General features: G+C 64.9%; 14 protein-coding genes. 3 read left to right on the top strand and 11 right to left on the bottom strand.

What is annotated here, in order from left to right:
• Nucleotides 1-166 precede the first annotated feature (166 nt).
• From N5C91_RS13485 to acnB, 7 genes are all read right to left on the bottom strand, one after another.
• Entirely contained in the window at nucleotides 167-1,837 is a 1,671-nt protein-coding gene (locus N5C91_RS13485; protein ID WP_279830100.1) for a bifunctional protein-serine/threonine kinase/phosphatase, read from the bottom strand.
• A gap of 152 nt (nucleotides 1,838-1,989) precedes the next feature.
• Nucleotides 1,990-3,201 (bottom strand): NarK/NasA family nitrate transporter, encoded by a 1,212-nt coding sequence (locus N5C91_RS13490; protein WP_279830101.1) that lies wholly within the window; start codon nucleotides 3,199-3,201, stop codon nucleotides 1,990-1,992.
• A gap of 319 nt (nucleotides 3,202-3,520) precedes the next feature.
• Nucleotides 3,521-3,949 carry a thioesterase family protein gene (locus N5C91_RS13495; protein ID WP_236175181.1) on the bottom strand — a complete coding sequence of 143 codons (429 nt, stop codon included), beginning with the start codon at nucleotides 3,947-3,949 and terminating at the stop codon, nucleotides 3,521-3,523.
• Between the two features lie 99 nt (nucleotides 3,950-4,048).
• Nucleotides 4,049-4,741 carry a polysaccharide lyase family 7 protein gene (locus N5C91_RS13500; RefSeq protein ID WP_236199741.1) on the bottom strand — a complete coding sequence of 231 codons (693 nt, stop codon included), beginning with the start codon at nucleotides 4,739-4,741 and terminating at the stop codon, nucleotides 4,049-4,051.
• Between the two features lie 212 nt (nucleotides 4,742-4,953).
• On the bottom strand, nucleotides 4,954-5,532 hold the full coding sequence (locus N5C91_RS13505) for an ANTAR domain-containing protein (protein WP_236175179.1): 579 nt from the start codon (nucleotides 5,530-5,532) through the stop codon (nucleotides 4,954-4,956).
• Nucleotides 5,533-5,534: 2 nt separating this feature from the next.
• A complete protein-coding gene (locus N5C91_RS13510; protein ID WP_279830102.1) occupies nucleotides 5,535-6,737 on the bottom strand; it encodes a CmpA/NrtA family ABC transporter substrate-binding protein in 1,203 nt (400 codons plus the stop codon).
• 392 nt (nucleotides 6,738-7,129) lie between these two features.
• Entirely contained in the window at nucleotides 7,130-9,739 is a 2,610-nt protein-coding gene (gene acnB, locus N5C91_RS13515) for a bifunctional aconitate hydratase 2/2-methylisocitrate dehydratase (protein ID WP_236199743.1), read from the bottom strand.
• Between the two features lie 382 nt (nucleotides 9,740-10,121).
• On the opposite strand from acnB, the gene N5C91_RS13520 reads away from it, so the two are divergent.
• A complete protein-coding gene (locus tag N5C91_RS13520; RefSeq protein ID WP_279830103.1) occupies nucleotides 10,122-10,598 on the top strand; it encodes a DUF1289 domain-containing protein in 477 nt (158 codons plus the stop codon).
• A gap of 72 nt (nucleotides 10,599-10,670) precedes the next feature.
• Here the strand turns inward: N5C91_RS13520 and N5C91_RS13525 are convergent, their stop codons facing one another.
• A complete protein-coding gene (locus tag N5C91_RS13525; RefSeq protein ID WP_236199744.1) occupies nucleotides 10,671-11,534 on the bottom strand; it encodes a universal stress protein in 864 nt (287 codons plus the stop codon).
• A 180-nt stretch (nucleotides 11,535-11,714) separates the two neighbouring features.
• Here N5C91_RS13525 and miaE point away from each other — a divergent pair, with 180 nt between their 5' ends.
• Nucleotides 11,715-12,326 carry a tRNA isopentenyl-2-thiomethyl-A-37 hydroxylase MiaE gene (gene miaE, locus N5C91_RS13530; RefSeq protein WP_279830104.1) on the top strand — a complete coding sequence of 204 codons (612 nt, stop codon included), beginning with the start codon at nucleotides 11,715-11,717 and terminating at the stop codon, nucleotides 12,324-12,326.
• A gap of 157 nt (nucleotides 12,327-12,483) precedes the next feature.
• On the opposite strand, the gene N5C91_RS13535 is transcribed toward miaE, so the two are convergent.
• The 3 genes from N5C91_RS13535 to N5C91_RS13545 form a co-directional block, all read right to left on the bottom strand.
• Complete coding sequence (locus tag N5C91_RS13535; RefSeq protein WP_236175173.1) at nucleotides 12,484-13,815, bottom strand: SPFH domain-containing protein; 1,332 nt, start codon at nucleotides 13,813-13,815, stop codon at nucleotides 12,484-12,486.
• A 123-nt stretch (nucleotides 13,816-13,938) separates the two neighbouring features.
• Nucleotides 13,939-14,661 (bottom strand): UDP-2,3-diacylglucosamine diphosphatase, encoded by a 723-nt coding sequence (gene lpxH, locus N5C91_RS13540; protein WP_279830105.1) that lies wholly within the window; start codon nucleotides 14,659-14,661, stop codon nucleotides 13,939-13,941.
• 4 nt (nucleotides 14,662-14,665) lie between these two features.
• Nucleotides 14,666-15,172: a peptidylprolyl isomerase gene (locus N5C91_RS13545; RefSeq protein ID WP_024765728.1), complete on the bottom strand. Its 507-nt coding sequence runs from the start codon at nucleotides 15,170-15,172 to the stop codon at nucleotides 14,666-14,668.
• Between the two features lie 121 nt (nucleotides 15,173-15,293).
• On the opposite strand from N5C91_RS13545, the gene N5C91_RS13550 reads away from it, so the two are divergent.
• Complete coding sequence (locus N5C91_RS13550) at nucleotides 15,294-16,976, top strand: glutamine--tRNA ligase/YqeY domain fusion protein (protein ID WP_279830106.1); 1,683 nt, start codon at nucleotides 15,294-15,296, stop codon at nucleotides 16,974-16,976.

The raw sequence follows: 16,976 nt of genomic DNA on the forward strand, positions 1-16,976 counted from the left end.
CTCTTCGTTGAGGGACGCGCTTTTGTAGATTGTTGAACGGGTTGTTGCAGGGGCTGTGCCAACTTGTCGGTAGCTCGGATTTACCGGGCTTGCGGCCTAACCGGCGGAGCTTTCCGCGCGGGCGCGTGCACTGTGGTGAGGCGCCTCGAACCGATCTGGTGCGGCCTCAGCCGTGGTGCAGGAGCCAGAACAGCAGGCCGAGGTTGATGGTCAGGGATGCCAGGGCAACGCCACGCCAGACCCGCAGCGGCTCACGCTCCAGCAGGGGACGTGGGCGCGCCGGGGCCTGCCGCTCGCCTTGTTCCAGGGCGAGCAGGCATTCCTCCGCAGTCTCGAAGCGTTGTTGCGGCTGGGCCGCCGTCAGTTTTGCCAGCCAGTCGTCGAGCCAGGCTGGCACCTCCGGACGGTAGCGGCTGGCCGGTGCGGCTGTACCAAAGCGCGGATGCTGGAAGGCTTCGATTTCGCCGTAGGGGTAGTGCCCGCAGAGCAGGCGGTACAGCGTGACGCCGGCCGCGTAGAGGTCCTGGCGGGCGTCCGGCGCTGCGCCCTGGAAGGATTCCGGCGCCAGGTAGCTCGGGGTGCCGGGCAGGTCGTGCGGGTCTTCCTGTGACAGTCCGGGGCAGTAGGCCAGGCCGAAGTCCAGCAGGCGCAGTTCGCCGTCGTCGGCCCAGTGCAGGTTTTCCGGCTTGATGTCGCGGTGCAGGATGTTGCGCCGGTGCAACTGGCCCAGGCCGCGCAGCAGGCGTTGGGCGACGTCCTGCCAGTCGGGCAGGTTCAGCGGGCCGTTGTGCTTCAGCTGCTCGTCCAGTGCCAGCCCTTGGTATTCGCGCATCACGTAATAGAGGTGCTGGCGCTGCGGCAGGCTGTGTAGTTCAGGGAAGTAACGGCCCTGCACGCGGCGCAGGAACCATTCTTCCAGCAGCAGCGCCTGGGCGGCTTCCGGAGAATCGCGCAGCGCCGGGGGCAGGGTCTTCAGCAGCCAGGGGCGATTCTGCCGGTCGTGCACGCGGTAGACCAGCGACTGGCGGGATTGGGCCAGTTTGCCTGCGACCCGCCAGCCCTCGAACTCCTGTTCGTCCCGTAGCGCCGATGGTACGGGCCAGTGGTCGAGCTGGGCGAGGGCGTCGCCGAGGCTCGCCGGTGGTAGCTCGTCCACCCGCAGCAACAGGGCGCTGGCGTTGTCCTGGCTGCCGGCCAGGTGGGCGGCGCTGACCAGGGCGTCGGCACAACTCTGCAGGGACTGCGCATCCTCCAGCAGGCGCCGGATGGCACTGTCACCCAGGGCGGCCCAGATGCCGTCGCTGACCAGCAGGAAGCTCTGTCCGGCTGCCAGTTCGCCATCGCAATAATCCACCACCAGATGCTGGTCCAGGCCCAGGGCGCGCTTGAGCACGTGCTGCATGCCGGGCTGTTCCCAGACATGATCCCGGGTGAGGCATTCCAGAACGCCCGTATGCCAGCGGTACAGGCGGCAATCACCGACATGCGCGAGGGTGAAGCGCCGGCCGCGCAGGACCAGTGCGGTAAGGGTGGTGAGCAGCGGCTGGCCGCCACCGTTGGCCTGCAGCCAGCGATTCTGCGAGATCAGCAGGCGGTCGAGAGCCTGGGCGACGGCCCAGGTCTCGGGTGTGGCGTAGTAGTCGGCGGCCAGCGCCTGCAGGCTCAGGCGCGCGGCCAGGCCGCCGTCGGCGCAGTGGCTGACGCCGTCGGCGATGGCGAACAGGTGCCCCTTGCTGGCGGCCAGCCCGGCGGGCGGGGTGACGACCCGCAGAGCGTCCTGGTTCTCGGCGCGCGGGCCGGTGGCGCTGGCCTGGGCGAAGGAAATCCGCAAAGTCATCGCCGACACCGGTAGGAGCGAGCTTGTGACCCACAGGGATGTGGGGAATGCCGAATGTTGTCGGGAACAAAATCGGCCTCGCGAACGGATTTCCCGGCGACTCCGGCGTTAAGCGGTTCGCGAGCAAGCTCGCTCCTACAAGGGCGCATGGTTCAGACCCGTGCCGCGGTAACGGCGGCGCTGCCCCAGGTGGTGCGCCAGCGCGCTTTCACCGCGTGCAGGCCGAACCAGGCCAGCACGCCGAGGCTGGCGAACAGCCAAAGGCCAATCTGGTAGTCGCCGGTGGCCTGCTTGATCGCGCCCAGGCCCGCCGTCAGGCAGAAACCGCCGATGCCGCCGGCCATGCCGATCAGGCCGGTCATCACGCCGATGGTCTGGCGGAAGCGCTGTGGCACCAGCTGGAACACCGCGCCGTTACCTGCGCCCAGGCTGAGCATGGCCACCACGAAGAGGCTGAGCGCGGCCATTGCACTGGGCAGGTGGAAGCCCACCGCGGCGATGCAGATCGCGGCGACGGTGTACATCACCAGCAAGCTGCGGATGCCACCGATGCGGTCGGCCAGGGCACCGCCCAGCGGGCGCATCAGGCTGCCGGCGAAGACGCAGGCGGCGGTGTAGTAGCCGGCTTGCACCGGGTCCAGCCCGTACTGATCGTGGAAGTAGCCGGGCAGGGTGCTCGCCAGGCCGAGGAAGCCGCCGAAGGTCACGCTGTAGAAGAACATGAACCACCAGCTGTCGCGGTCGCCCAGGGCTTTCAGATAGTCAGCCAGGGACTTGGCCGGTGGGCGCTGTGGGGCGTTGCGGGCGAGCAGGGCGAACACCGCAAGAGTCGCCAGCAGCGGGATCAGGGCGAAGCCGAAGACATTCTGCCAGCCAAAGGCGGCGGCAATCGCGGGAGCGAACAGGGCGGTCAGCACCGTGCCGGAGTTGCCCGCGCCGGCGATGCCCATGGCCTTGCCCTGGTGCTGCGGCGGATACCATTGCGAGGCCAGCGGCAGTGCCACGGCGAACGAGGCGCCGGCCATGCCCAGCAGTACGCCGAGGATCAGCGCCTGCTCCAGGCTGTGGATACCCAGCTGCCAGGCGCCGAACAGCGCACAGATGACTATCACCTGGCCGAGGATGCCCGCGGCCTTGGGTGACCAGCGATCGGCCAGCAGGCCCATCATGAAGCGCAGGATGGCGCCGGAGAGAATCGGCGTGGCGACCATCAGCGCGCGCTGCTGGGTGCTCAGTTGCAGGTCGGTGGCGATCTGCACGGCCAGCGGGCCGAGGACATACCAGACCATGAAGCTCAGGTCGAAATACAGGAAGGCGGCGAAGAGGGTCGGCGCATGGCCGGCTTTCCAGAAACTCGTGTTCATCGAACACCTCATCAGCAACGGTTGAGGGCTCCGGTCAGGCGCTCAATTGGCAGCCGCCGGGCTCGGGAAAGGTCCTGCTGGGCCCCTGCGCCGGGGCAAACGAAAAAGGCGTCGCTCCACCCACCGCAAGTTGCGGGGTTGGATGCGACGCCTTTGTCGTAGGTTGGGTAATCGCCGTTGACTACCACTGCCCGTTGCTGAGCAAGGTGCGGGCCAAGGTGGTAAAACCTCAGCAGATCAAGGTGTTGCCGGATGAGCTGCGATCAGTGATGGGCCATCCTGGGGCGCACCCGTGGAGGGCGCGCGCCGAACTGGAGCGTCAGGCGACCCAGTTGACGTTGGGGAAGGTGTCGCGGAAGGCCTCGGGGATCGGCATGACCTTGCCGACCTGGTAGTCGAAGAATACGAAGCCCGACTTGGCCATCGCTACCAGGGTGGCGTCGGCCGGGCGGGTGATGCGGAAGATGATGTCGCCGCCGTACTGGTTGAAGTCCATGACGCCTACCTCGAACAGCAACTGGTCGCGGGCGTGGGCTTCGGCGCGGTAGGTGGTGGCGAGGTCGGTGACGATGATGCCGGTCTCGCGAATGCCGTAGTCGAACAGGAAGCGTGCGCGGGCCTCGGAGATCATCGAGATCATCGAGTCGTTGCCCAGGTGGTTGGCGCCGTTGATATCGGTGACGCGAACGGTGAGCTTGGTGGTGTAGATGAAGAGTTCTTCGGGGAATTCCAGTTTCAGGCGGGCCATGGGCGCTCTCGATGACAATGCGGCGGGTGATGCGGGCGTGTCGTGCATTCTACGCGCACTGCGCCCGCCTCGCGCCTGATCGGGCCGGCGAATGGCGTTTCAGCGATGCGCCATGTTCAGGTGGTACACGGTCACGCGCGCGCCTTCGCTGCTGTCGCCGTAGTTGTCGTTGATATAGGCGCCGGCCTTGAAGTACAGCAACTGCTTGGACCAGGTGGTGCTGAGAATCTTGCGGTAGTAGTTGGCGCGGCCATCGGAGGTCTCCACGCGGATGGCCAGGTTGCCCACCGAGGTGACGCGCAGGCTGTAGTTGAAGCGCTGGTCCAGGGCAATGTTGTCGATCAAGGGGACATTGATACTGGCGCTGTCGTCCGGGTGATTGCGTACCAGGGCTTCCAGGCGCCCGCTCTGCAGTGTTGGCAGATAGTGGTACTGCAGCTTGACCAGGGGCTCGCCGTCGCCGGTATAGGGCGAGCGGCTGTGGATCTGGCCGATGATGATCTTGTTCTTCGACGGCACCTGCTGGACGCTCATGGTTACGCGCAGTTCGTTGTCGCCCTGGTTGTAGTACCAGTTGGAAACCTCTCCGTCTGTCGTCGTCTCGCGCAGTTCGCTGCGTGGGAATACGCTGTCGGAGGTGTGCGAGCCGGTGACCGGGACCCAGAACACCACCTGGCCGCCGTCACGCCGGAAAAAGCGGCTTTCATAGCCTTTGGCGATTTGCTGGGTAGTGACTTCGGTGGGTCTCGGATCGGTGGGAACGCTGAGATTCCAGGTGGTGAGGTCGATCATGGGGATGCCCTGGCTGGGCCGCATGCGCGGCGTGGTCGGGTGGACACCGGGGCGCCTAGCCGCAAGTGTCCACTGCGATGCCCCGGAGGGCACGAGTGGCCCGGCATCTGCCGGGCGTGCGCAGCATAGGGAAGGATCTGCCTGGCGGGGGCCAGCCTTGAGGCTGGCGTTCTGATCGCGAGTGGCCGCCGCTGGCAGATGGCCGTCGGCGCTCAGTGCCCCAGCATCTCGTGCATCGCAATGATCTGTTCGGCGACCTGCACCAGCTTCTGCTGGCGCCCCATGGCCTGGCGCCGCATCAGGGTGTAGGCGTCTTCCTCGGCGCAGCCTTTCATCTTCATCAGCAGCCCCTTGGCCAGTTCGATGCGCTTGCGCTCGGCCAGTTGCTGCTCGCGCGCCTGCAGTTGCGCACGCAGGGCCTGGTCGCTCTCGAAACGAGCCATCGCGACATCGAGGATAGGCTGCAGGCGTTGTGCCTGGATGCCCTCGACTATGTAGGCGCTGACTCCGGAGCGGATGGCCTGGCGCATCACCTGCGGGTCGTGCTCGTCGGTGAACATGACGATCGGACGCGGCTGGTCGCGGCTGACCAGCACCACTTGCTCCAGCACGTCGCGGCCGGGGGATTCGGTGTCGATGAGGATCACATCGGGGTGCAGGGCCTCCACCCGTTGCGCCAGGTCGACCGTGAGGCCGGACTCGTCGATGACCTCGAAGCCACATTCCACCAGGGCCGCCTTGAGACGGCCGACCTTCTTCGGGGTGTCGTTGATCAGCAGGACGCGCAGCATGCTCAACCTCGCTCCGCCAGGGCATTCAGCTCGAAGCTGCGGGCATAACTGGCTGGGTCGCTACCGTCCCAGAGGCGGCCGTCGATCAAGGTCGAGGCGCGCATCTCGACCTGCGGCACGCTGACACCCACCGCGCCGGCGGCTTCGCGGTAGAGATCCAGCTGCTGGACCTGGCGGGCGATAGCGAGGTAGTCGAGGTCTTCGCGCAACAGGCCCCAGCGGCGGAACTGGGTCATGAACCAGATGCCGTCGGAGAGCCAGGGATAGGTGGCCTGGCCGTCATTGAAGAAGCGCAGCGGGTGCGCGTCCTGCCAGGCGTGGCCGAGGCCGTCCTGATAGCGGCCGAGCAGGCGCGGCTCGATGCTGGCCAGCGGGGCGTCGACATAGTCCTCGTTGCTGATCAGTTGCGCTGCACTGCGCAGATTGTCTGTGCTGGCTTCGATGAAGCGGCTGGCATCGAGGAGGCTCATGACCAGCGCGCGAGCGGTGTTGGGGTATTGCTCGACGAACGCGCGAGTAGTGGCGAGCACTTTTTCCGGGTGGTCCGGCCAGATCTGCTGGCTGGTGGCGAGGGTGAAGCCCATGCCTTGGTCCACCGCCAGCGCGCCCCAGGGGCCGCCAGCGCAGAAACCGTCGATGCGCCCGGCCCTGAGGTGCTCGACCATCTGCGCTGGCGGCACCACCAGGCTGCGGACGTCCTGCAGGGGGTGGATACCGTGCGCGGCGAGCCAATAGAACAGCCACATGGCGTGGGTGCCGGTGGGGAAGGTATGGGCCAGCGTCAGCTGTGCACCGTTCTGGCGCACATGGCTTTGCAGTGCTTCGGCAGAGGTCACGCCGTCGCGCATCAGCGGAGCGGAAAGGTTGATCGACTGGCCGTTCTGGCACAGGCCCATGAGCACGGCCATGTCGGTCGCCGGGGCGCCGCCCAGGCCCAGTTGCACGTCGTAGATCAGCCCGTACAGACCCTGGGCCGCGTCCAGTTCACCGCTGAGCAGGCGCTCGCGTAGCCCGGCCCAGGAGCTTTGGCGCTGCAGGTTGAGGGTCAGGCCGTAGGGCTGCCCGAAGCCCTGGGTGGCGGCCACCACCAGCGACGCGGAGTCGGTGAGGGCCATGAAGCCCAGGTTGAGCGCGGTCTTCTCCGGGGCATCGGACCCGGCAACCCAGGCCAGGCTATCCGGAGCTGCGCTGGTGCTGTCGATCATCTCCACCTCTGAACACCCTCTCAATACAAAAAAGCGCCGCGCCACCTGCCATCGAAGGAAAGTAGCCGCGACGCCATTGTCGGGTGCGATCCGCCGTTGGATCGCAGGTATCAGGAGCGGAGCAAGGGTTGTGCCAGGGCGACAGGAAAAAAGAAGCCCCGCCATGGAGGGCGGGGCGCAGAGGAAGGGAGCGCACCTCTGGAGGGTTCCACAAGGGCACCTGGGCATGGATATCGGCAGGAGCCTGAAGTCCACCTTAGACCCGGGAGGCGAGGGCGCAACCGTTCAATAAGTATTAGGCCCATTGTTAGGGTGGGGCTGGAAGCTTCTATTTCGGGCCTGCGCAAAAGAAAAGCCCCGCACTGGGCGGGGCTTTCATCACGCTAGGAGTCTCAGACCTGGACGGCCGGGATCTTCGCGTTGGCTGCAGCTTCGCGGAACTCGGCGATCTGGTCGAAGCTCAGGTAGCGGTAGATATCGGCAGACATGCTGTCGATGTCCTTCGCATAGGCCATGTACTCCTCGACGGTCGGCAGCTTGCCGATGATCGAGGAAACGGCGGCCAGCTCGGCGGATGCCAGGAACACGTCGGTGGCGTCGCCCAGACGGTTCGGGAAGTTACGGGTCGAAGTGGAGACCACGGTCGAACCGGTCTGTACGCGAGCCTGGTTACCCATGCACAGCGAGCAGCCTGGCATTTCCATGCGCGCGCCAGCCTTGCCGTAGATGCCGTAGTAGCCTTCCTCGGTCAGCTGGTGGGCGTCCATCTTGGTCGGCGGAGCCAGCCACAGACGGGTCGGAATGCCACCCTTGACCTTGTCCAGCAGTTTGCCGGCAGCGCGGAAGTGACCGATGTTGGTCATGCAGGAACCGATGAAGACTTCATCGATCTTGCGGCCTTGTACGCTGGACAGCAGGCGAGCGTCGTCCGGGTCGTTCGGAGCGCAGAGTACCGGCTCCTTGACGTCGGCCAGGTCGATCTCGATGACCGCGGCGTACTCGGCGTCCTTGTCGGCTTCCAGCAGTTGCGGGTTGGCCAGCCAGGCTTCCATCGCTTGCGCGCGACGCTCCAGGGTACGGGCGTCGCCGTAGCCTTCGCCGATCATCCAGCGCAGCAGGGTGATGTTGGACTTCAGGTACTCGGCGATGGCCTCTTCCGGCAGCTTGATGGTGCAACCGGCAGCCGAACGCTCGGCGGAGGCGTCGGACAGCTCGAAGGCTTGCTCGACGGTCAGGTCGTTCAGACCTTCGATCTCGAGGATGCGGCCGGAGAAGATGTTCTTCTTGCCTTTCTTCTCGACGGTCAGCAGGCCAGCCTGGATCGCGTAGTAGGGGATTGCATGGACCAGGTCACGCAGGGTGATGCCCGGTTGCAGCTTGCCCTTGAAACGCACCAGAACCGATTCCGGCATGTCCAGCGGCATGACGCCGGTGGCAGCGGCGAAGGCCACCAGGCCGGAACCGGCCGGGAAGCTGATGCCGATCGGGAAGCGGGTGTGCGAGTCGCCGCCGGTGCCGACGGTGTCAGGCAGCAGCATGCGGTTCAGCCAGCTGTGGATGATGCCGTCGCCCGGACGCAGGGAGACACCGCCGCGGGTCATGATGAAGTCCGGCAGGGTGTGGTGGGTCTTGACGTCGATCGGCTTCGGATAAGCGGCGGTGTGGCAGAAGGACTGCATTACCAGGTCGGCGGAGAAGCCCAGGCAAGCCAGGTCTTTCAGCTCGTCGCGGGTCATCGGGCCGGTGGTGTCCTGGGAACCGACGGTGGTCATCTTCGGTTCGCAGTAGGTGCCCGGACGTACGCCCTGGCCTTCGGCCAGACCGCAGGCGCGGCCAACCATCTTCTGCGCGAGGGTGAAGCCCTTGCCGCTGTCGGCCGGCGCTTCCGGCTTCTTGAACAGGTCGGAGGCACCCAGGCCCAGCTCGGCGCGGGCCTTCTCGGTCAGGCCACGGCCAACGATCAGCGGGATACGGCCGCCGGCGCGGACTTCGTCCAACAGAACCGGGGTCTTCAGCTCGAAGGTGGTGACCACTTCGCCGCTGTCATGACGCACGACCTTGCCTTCATACGGGTACACGTCGATGACGTCGCCCATGGCCAGGTTGGTGCAGTCGAATTCGATCGGCAGGGCGCCGGCGTCTTCCATGGTGTTGTAGAAGATCGGGGCGATCTTGGTGCCGAAGCAGAAGCCGCCAGCACGCTTGTTCGGAACGTAGGGGATGTCGTCGCCGAAGAACCACAGCACCGAGTTGGTGGCGGACTTGCGGGACGAACCGGTGCCGACCACGTCGCCGACGTAGGCAACCGGGAAGCCCTTGGCCTTGACGGCTTCGATCTGCTTCAGCGGACCGACGGAGCCCGGCTGGACCGGCTCGATGCCGTCGCGGGCCATTTTCAGCATGGCCAGGGCGTGCAGCGGAATGTCAGGGCGCGACCAGGCGTCCGGAGCGGGGGACAGGTCGTCGGTGTTGGTTTCGCCGGGGACCTTGAACACGGTCAGGGTCAGCTTCTCGGCGACGGCCGGACGGGCCTTGAACCACTCGCCATCGGCCCAGGACTGCAGCACGGCCTTGGCGGCGGCGTTGCCTTTCTTGGCGCGCTCGGCGACGTCATGGAAGGCGTCGAACATCAGCAGGGTGTGCTTCAGTTGCGCGGCGGCGACTTCGGCCAGCTCGGCGTTGTCCAGCAGTTCGACCATGGTGGCGATGTTGTAGCCGCCCTGCATGGTGCCCAGCAGCTCGAGGGCGCGGGTCTTGGACAGCAGCGGGGAAGTGGCTTCACCCTTGGCTACGGCGGACAGGAAACCGGCCTTGACGTAGGCGGCTTCGTCCACGCCCGGCGGTACGCGGTTGGTGATCAGGTCGAGGAGAAATTCTTCTTCGCCGGCCGGCGGGTTCTTCAGGAGTTCGACCAGACCAGCGGTCTGTTCGGCGTTCAGCGGCTGGGGCACGACGCCCTGGGCGGCACGCTCTTCTACGTGTTTGCGATAGGCTTCAAGCACAGTATTTCCCTCATCAGTGGTCCCGGAGGACGCGTATCCAGGAGACCCCTCCGATCCATTCGTCAGGCATGGTGGACGGTAATCCACTGACCTACGACGGCACCGGCGATCTCCGGGCAGAAGCTGTTTTCAAAGTTTTACGCCGGTGGGGCCTGGGACGTGAGGGACTGGGCGCTTGAGGGAGGCGCCCAGACCGCGCGGCTGCCGGAATCTGTGCTTCGTGACGCTTTGAAAACAGCTTCTTTCGGACAATGACGCCAAAAAGGCGCAGCCATTCTAATGGAATTAATGGGCCTTGGTAAGCCGATTTGCGTGGCGCCCGAGGGTGAACTTGCCTAGACAAAGGGCTAACATGCCCGCTTTGCCGGCAACCTGTTCAACCATGTCTTCGCAACGCATCAAAACTCCCTGCGTCGGGCTCTGCTCGACGGTCTATGGCGACCTGGTCTGCCGTGGCTGCAAGCGTTTCCACCACGAAGTGGTGAACTGGAACCGCTACGGCGACGAGGAGAAGCGGGCGGTCCTGAGCCGTCTGGAAGTCCTGCTGGCGCAGGTGATGATGGCCAAGCTGGAAGTCTTCGATGCGTCGCTGCTGCGCAGCCAGCTGGAGCAGCGGCAGATACGCTTCGTGCCCGAGCAGTCGCCCTATTGCTGGGCCTACCAGCTGATCGCCCGCGGCTCGCGGATGATCAACCAGGTGGAAGCCTATGGCCTGGCACTGCTGCCGGAGTTCCGCGGCTGGGCACTGCCGGACTTGCGCGACGCCATCGACAAGGAATTCTTCATCCTCTCCGAGGCGCATTACGAGCGCTATATCGCGCCGAGCTTCCTGGCTGAGGGGCTGGAGTCGCGGGTCTGATCTCTTCTGGCTAATAAAAAAGCGCCCGGATGGGCGCTTTTGCTTTCTGTAGGACCCTGTTCCTCACATCCGTCAGGGCTTGGCGGCGATTTCTTCCAGGTGGGCGATGATGTCGTCCGGCTTGAGCACCAGGATGTCGCTTTCCAGGGAGTCGAGCACCACTTCGGCGGTGTTGCCGATGAGCGCGCCGGACAGCCCGGTGCGCGCCACGCTGCCGATCACCGTCACTGCTGCGTCGAGGTTGTGCGCCGCGCGAGGGATCAGCACGTCCGCCGGGCCCTCCTCGATGTGCAGGTGCTGGTCGTCCACGCCGTATTCGGCCTGGAACGCCTTGCACGCCTCGCGGTACTTGGCCTCGATGGTCTCGCTGAGCTGGAAGGTCGGGTCGGCGGCCGAGAGCATCGGCGACGGGTGGGCGCTGATCACGTGCAACTGGCCGTGGGCAAGCCCGGCGATATCGTAGGCGTGGCTGACAATCCCGGCATGCAGGGTGCGGTGCTCGATGTCGTTGTTGCCCACGTCCACGGCGGCGAGGATGTTGCGTCCGGCCCAGGGCAGGCTGGTTTTCACCAGCAGCACCGGGGCAGGGCAGAAGCGCAGCAGCTTCCAGTCGTCCGGGGTAAGCAGGGCCTTTTTCAGCGGGTTGTCCGGGCTGTGCTGCTTGATCACCAGCCCACAGCCCTCGGCCTGCTGCTCGGCGATGATGGTCTGGTGCAGGTTGTCCTTCCAGGCCTGGCGGCTGGAAGCGCTGAAGCCTTCCTGGCGCAGCACCTCGGCAACTTCCTCGAGCTTGGCGCTGTAATCGGCGCGCCGCTCGCAGGCCAGCAGGTGCAGGTGCGACTGGGTCACGCTGGCGATCAGGCGGGCCCGTTTCAGCGCGAGACCTTCCGGCTGGTCCGGGTCCACGACTACGAGGATGCTACGGATGGCTTGCATGATCGTCTCCCTTCGTGCGCGTTGTTTATGTGGAACCACTGTAGTCGGGATATTGCCGTCATGACGTTGAGGCATATCAACGCCGGAAGCTGGTTCCGCGCGGCGGCCCCCGTATAATGCTCCGCCTTTATTGCACCGGCCAGCCAGGCGCCGGTGCGCTGAGTCGTCTGGAGCAAGAAGATGCTGTCCGAAATCAGGGAATTCCTCGGTTGTGCCACGCCGGATGCGTGGGTGGAAGCCGCGCTGCGGGATCAGGCAGTGATGCTGATCGACCACAAGAACAACGAGTTCAAGGCCGCCAGCACGGCCCTGGCCCTGATCGCCAAGTACAGCGCCCACGAGGAACTGGTGAACTTCATGTCGCGCCTGGCTCGCGAGGAGCTGCGCCACCATGAGCAGGTGCTGGCGATCCTGAAGAAGCGCGGCATCCCGCTGCGGCCGATTTCCGCCGGGCGCTATGCTTCCGGCCTGCGCGCGGTGGTGCGCAACCACGAGCCGCAGAAGCTGGTGGATACGCTGATCGTCGGCGCCTTCATCGAATGCCGCAGCTGTGAACGCTTCGCTGCGCTGGTGGACCACCTGGATGCCGACCTGGCGAAGTTCTACGGCTCACTGCTGAAATCCGAGGCGCGGCATTTCCAGGGCTACCTGAGCCTGGCGCGGCGTTACGGCGATGACGCCGATATCGAGCGTCGGGTGGCGGAGATTCGTGAGGTGGAGGCCAGCCTGATTCAGTCGCCGGACAGCGAATTCCGTTTTCACAGCGGCGTGCCGGCGGAGCTGGCGGCCTGAGCCATTCGCCGGAATGAACAAAGCGCCCAGCCGGGCGCTTTTTTCTTGGTTCTTCGTAGGAGCGAGGGGGACGCCTAGTTCTTGCTCGCGAACAAATTTTCCGGCAGCTCCGGCGCTGGGCTGGTTCGCGAGCAAGCTCGCTCCTACAGATGCGGCGTCAGTCTTTTACCTTCAGGTCCAGCGCCAGGTCGCGCGCGGCCTTGGTCGCCAGAACGCCCATCAACTGACCGATCTCGTCCTGGCGGCTGCTGGCGCTGGTCTGCCCGCCGGCCATCATCACACTGGGCACCGGCGCCTGGGCGGCGGCTTCGGCCCAGACCTTGTTGATGGCGATCAGCGCATCGAGCTTGGGCTGCAGTGCGCCGTCCGCCTTGATCACCGCTTCACGGGCGTAGGCCTCGGCATCGGCGGTGACCTTGGTGGCCTGCGCGGTGACGGTGGCCTTGTCGCGCAGCAGTTCGGCGGTCTGCTTTTCGATCTCGGCGCGCTGTTTCTCGCGCTCGGCGTTGATCACCGCCAGTTGCTTCTCGGTTTCAGCCTGGGTGGTGCGCTCGATCTGGTCGCGCAGGGTTTCCTGGCGTTTGGCTTCCACTTCCTTCTCGCCGCGGGCAGTGACCAGCAGTTTCTCTTCTTCTTCCTTCAGGCGGTTCTGACGAGCCACGGCCAGCTCGGCCAGTGCTTGCTGCACCTTGACCATGCGCTGCTTGTATTGCGGGTTCGGATCAACGTTGGTGATGCGCGCCTCCACCACTTCAACGCCGAACTTGCGGAACTGCTGCTGCTTGCGTACCGGGATGCCCTTGCCGTCGGTGACCTTCTCGGTGACGAACTGGCTGGCGTTGTTGTCGCCGAAGCTGCCCTGTTCGGTGCCAGCCTGCAGGATCGCGGTCTGGTGCGGTACGGCGCCGCGCGGCCCGCGGACTTCCTTGCGCTTGATCAGGTAGAGGCCGTCGTTGAGCTGGTTCTCGAACTCCGCGGCGAATTCGCTGCGCGCGCCAGCGTAGTAATCGTCGGCGGTCATCAGCGAGGCCGTGGCCTGCAGGGTTTCCTTGATCGCTGGGACCAGTGCAGTGCGGATGAAGTTGTCCGGGTTGCGGTATTCCTGGGCCATCTTCAGGAACTGTTCGCCGCCAGGCAGGCGGAAGCGTGCAGAGGACTCGACCTTGGCGTCGACATTGCCGAGGAAGACGATCGGGAAGGCTTCGATGGTGGCGCCAAGCCCGTCGTTCTCGGGGTTGTTGTCGTTGTCGTCCATGACCAGCACGGACTGCACGCTGATGGCTTTCTTCCAGGTGGTGGCGCGGCCGAACCACTTGGTGGCGTAGCCCACGTCGTCAACGATCTTCTCGTCGCCGAAGATGGTCCGTACGTGGGTCATGAAGCCGGCTTCGTTATAGAAGAAGACCCCGTTGAACAGGATGAAGCCCGCAGCGACCAGCGCCACCGGGGCGGCGCCGAATTTGATGAGATTTCCCTTGGAGATCAGCATGTTTCTTCCTTGAGTGAGCGAGCCGGCGATGCTGCGTAAGATCGCGGGTGTCGGTCAAGTGGAAACGTCTGATAGTGCGGCGGGGTCGGCATCGAAAGGCCACCATTGGCGTGGCCTTGCCGATCAGAGCGGGAAAGGCGCCTGCTGCATGCCGTGTTCGTCGGCCTCCAGCGCCCAGCCCTGGCGGTCCCAGTCGCCGAGGACGATGCGCCGCGCAGGGCGGCCGTCGATCTCCAGTTCGTGGACGGCGGGGCGATGGGTATGGCCGTGGATCAGGATGCGCACGCCCTTGCCGCGCATGATCTTCTCCACTTCCGCCGGGGTAACGTCGACGATCTCGCTGGCCTTCATGCGCGTCTGCGCGCGGCTTTCCTTGCGCAGCTTGCGCGCCAGCTTGTGGCGGCTTGCCAGCGGCAGGTTGCGCAGGATGAACAGCGTCAGCGGGTTGCGCAGCCAGCGGCGCAGCTTCATATAGGCCGCGTCGAGGGTGCACAGGCTGTCGCCGTGCATCAGCAGGATTTTCTCGCCGCCCAGATCGATCAGGCTCGGGTCGCGCAGCAGGGTGCATCCGGCCTCCCGGCAGAACGCCTGGCCGATCAGGAAGTCGCGATTGCCATGCATCAGGTAGATACGCGTGCCATGGTCGGACAGTTCGCGCAGGGCACGGGCGATGGAGTGCTGGAACTCGTCCATACCATCGTCGCCGATCCAGGCTTCGAAGAAGTCGCCGAGGATATACAGCGCCTGCGCCGTGCGGGCGCGAGTGGAAAGGAAATGCAAGAACGCCCGGGTAATGTCCGGGCGTTCCGCTTCAAGATGCAGGTCCGAGATGAACAGGACGCTCATCGACTCACTCGCCGATGATTTCGGCTTTCTCGATGATCACGTCGTCGGCCGGGACGTCCTGGTGGCCGGAGCGCATGGTGGTGGCGACGGTCTTGATCTTGTTGACCACGTCCATGCCGTCCTTCACTTCACCGAACACGCAGTAGCCCCAGCCCTGCACGGTCGGTGCGCTGTGGTTGAGGAAATCGTTGTCGGCGACGTTGATGAAGAACTGCGCGCTGGCCGAGTGCGGCTCCATGGTGCGGGCCATGGCAACGGTGCCGATCTTGTTGCCGACGCCATTGTTGGCTTCGTTCTTGATCGACTTGCGGGTGCTCTTCTGCTTCATGCCCGGTTCGAAGCCGCCGCCCTGGATCATGAAGTTGTTGATCACGCGGTGGAACACGGTGTTGTCGTAGTGGCCGGCCTTAACGTACTCCTTGAAGTTGGCCACGGTTTCCGGCGCCTTGTCGTCGAACAGTTCAAGGGTGATATCGCCGAAGTTGGTCTGCAGTTTGACGGTGGTAGTCATCAGGGAAATCCGCTCTTTGGAAAAATCGAAGGCCTGTCAGGGGGTTGACAGCTTCGGCTATGATAAGCGCTTTGGTTTGGCCGGCCTACCCTGGCTGAACGACAGAATGATCAAGGACACCATGAGCAAGCCTACCGCCGATACGAAAGAAGCCACCGTTGCCGCCAACTTCCTGCGCCCCATCGTCCAGGCCGACCTGGACAGTGGCAAGCACCAGAAGATCGTCACCCGCTTCCCGCCGGAGCCCAACGGCTACCTGCATATCGGTCATGCCAAGTCCATCTGTCTGAACTTCGGCCTGGCCAAGGAGTTCGGCGGTGACTGCCACCTGCGCTTCGACGACACCAACCCGGCGAAGGAAGACCAGGAATACATCGACGCCATCGAGGCTGACGTGAAGTGGCTGGGCTTCGAGTGGGCCGGCCAGGTGCGCTACGCGTCCAACTATTTCGACCAGCTGCACGACTGGGCAGTCGACCTGATCAAGGCCGGCAAGGCCTTCGTCTGTGACCTCAACGCCGAGGAAATGCGCGCCTACCGTGGCTCGCTGACCGAGCCGGGCAAGAACAGCCCGTTCCGTGAGCGCTCGGTGGAAGAGAACCTGGACCTGTTCGCTCGCATGAAGGCCGGCGAGTTCCCGGACGGTGCCCGTTCGCTGCGCGCGAAGATCGACATGGCTTCGCCGAACATCAACCTGCGCGACCCGATCCTCTACCGTATCCGCCACGCCCATCACCACCAGACGGGCGACAAGTGGTGCATCTACCCCAGCTACGACTTCACCCATGGTCAGTCGGACGCCATCGAGGGCATCACCCACTCCATCTGCACCCTGGAGTTCGAGGATCACCGCCCGCTGTACGAGTGGTTCCTGGCCAACCTGCCGGTCCCGGCCCAGCCGCGCCAGTACGAATTCGCGCGCCTGAACCTGAACTACACCATCACCAGCAAGCGCAAGCTCAAGCAGTTGGTGGATGAGAATCACGTGAATGGCTGGGACGACCCGCGCATGTCGACCCTCTCCGGCTACCGCCGCCGCGGCTATACCCCGGCGTCGATCCGCGCCTTCTGCGACATGATCGGCGTGAACCGCGCCGGCGGCCTGGTGGACATCGGCATGCTGGAGTTCGCCATCCGTGACGACCTCGACGCCAATGCCGGCCGCGCCATGTGCGTGCTCAAGCCGTTGAAGGTGGTCATCACCAACTACCCGGAAGGCCAGGTCGAGAACCTCGAACTGCCGCGCCATCCGAAGCAGGACATGGGTGCGCGCGTGCTGCCGTTCAGCCGCGAGATCTACATCGACGCCAGCGATTTCGAGGAAGTCCCGCCGGCCGGCTACAAGCGCCTGATCCCGGGCGGCGAAGTGCGCCTGCGCGGCAGCTACGTGATTCGCGCCGACGAAGCCATCAAGGATGCCATCGGCAACATCGTCGAACTGCGCTGCAGCTACGACGAGAACACCCTGGGCAAGAACCCCGAAGGTCGCAAGGTCAAGGGCGTGATCCACTGGGTGCCGGCCGCCGAGAGCGTCGAGTGCGAAGTGCGCCTGTACGACCGCCTGTTCCGCTCCGCCAACCCGGAGAAGTCGGAAGAGGGCGGCAGCTTCCTCGACAACATCAATCCGGAATCCCTGGTGGTGCTCAAGGGCTGCCGTGCCGAGCCGTCGCTGGCCAGCGCCACCGCCGACGACCGCTTCCAGTTCGAGCGCGAGGGCTACTTCTGCGCCGACGCCAAGGATTCCAAGGCTGGCGCTCTGGTGTTCAACCGCACTGTGACCCTGCGCGATTCCTGGGGGCAGTGA

The sequence above is a fragment of the Pseudomonas sp. GD03903 genome (assembly GCF_029840045.1).
Classification (GTDB): Bacteria; Pseudomonadota; Gammaproteobacteria; order Pseudomonadales; family Pseudomonadaceae; genus Pseudomonas; species Pseudomonas pseudonitroreducens.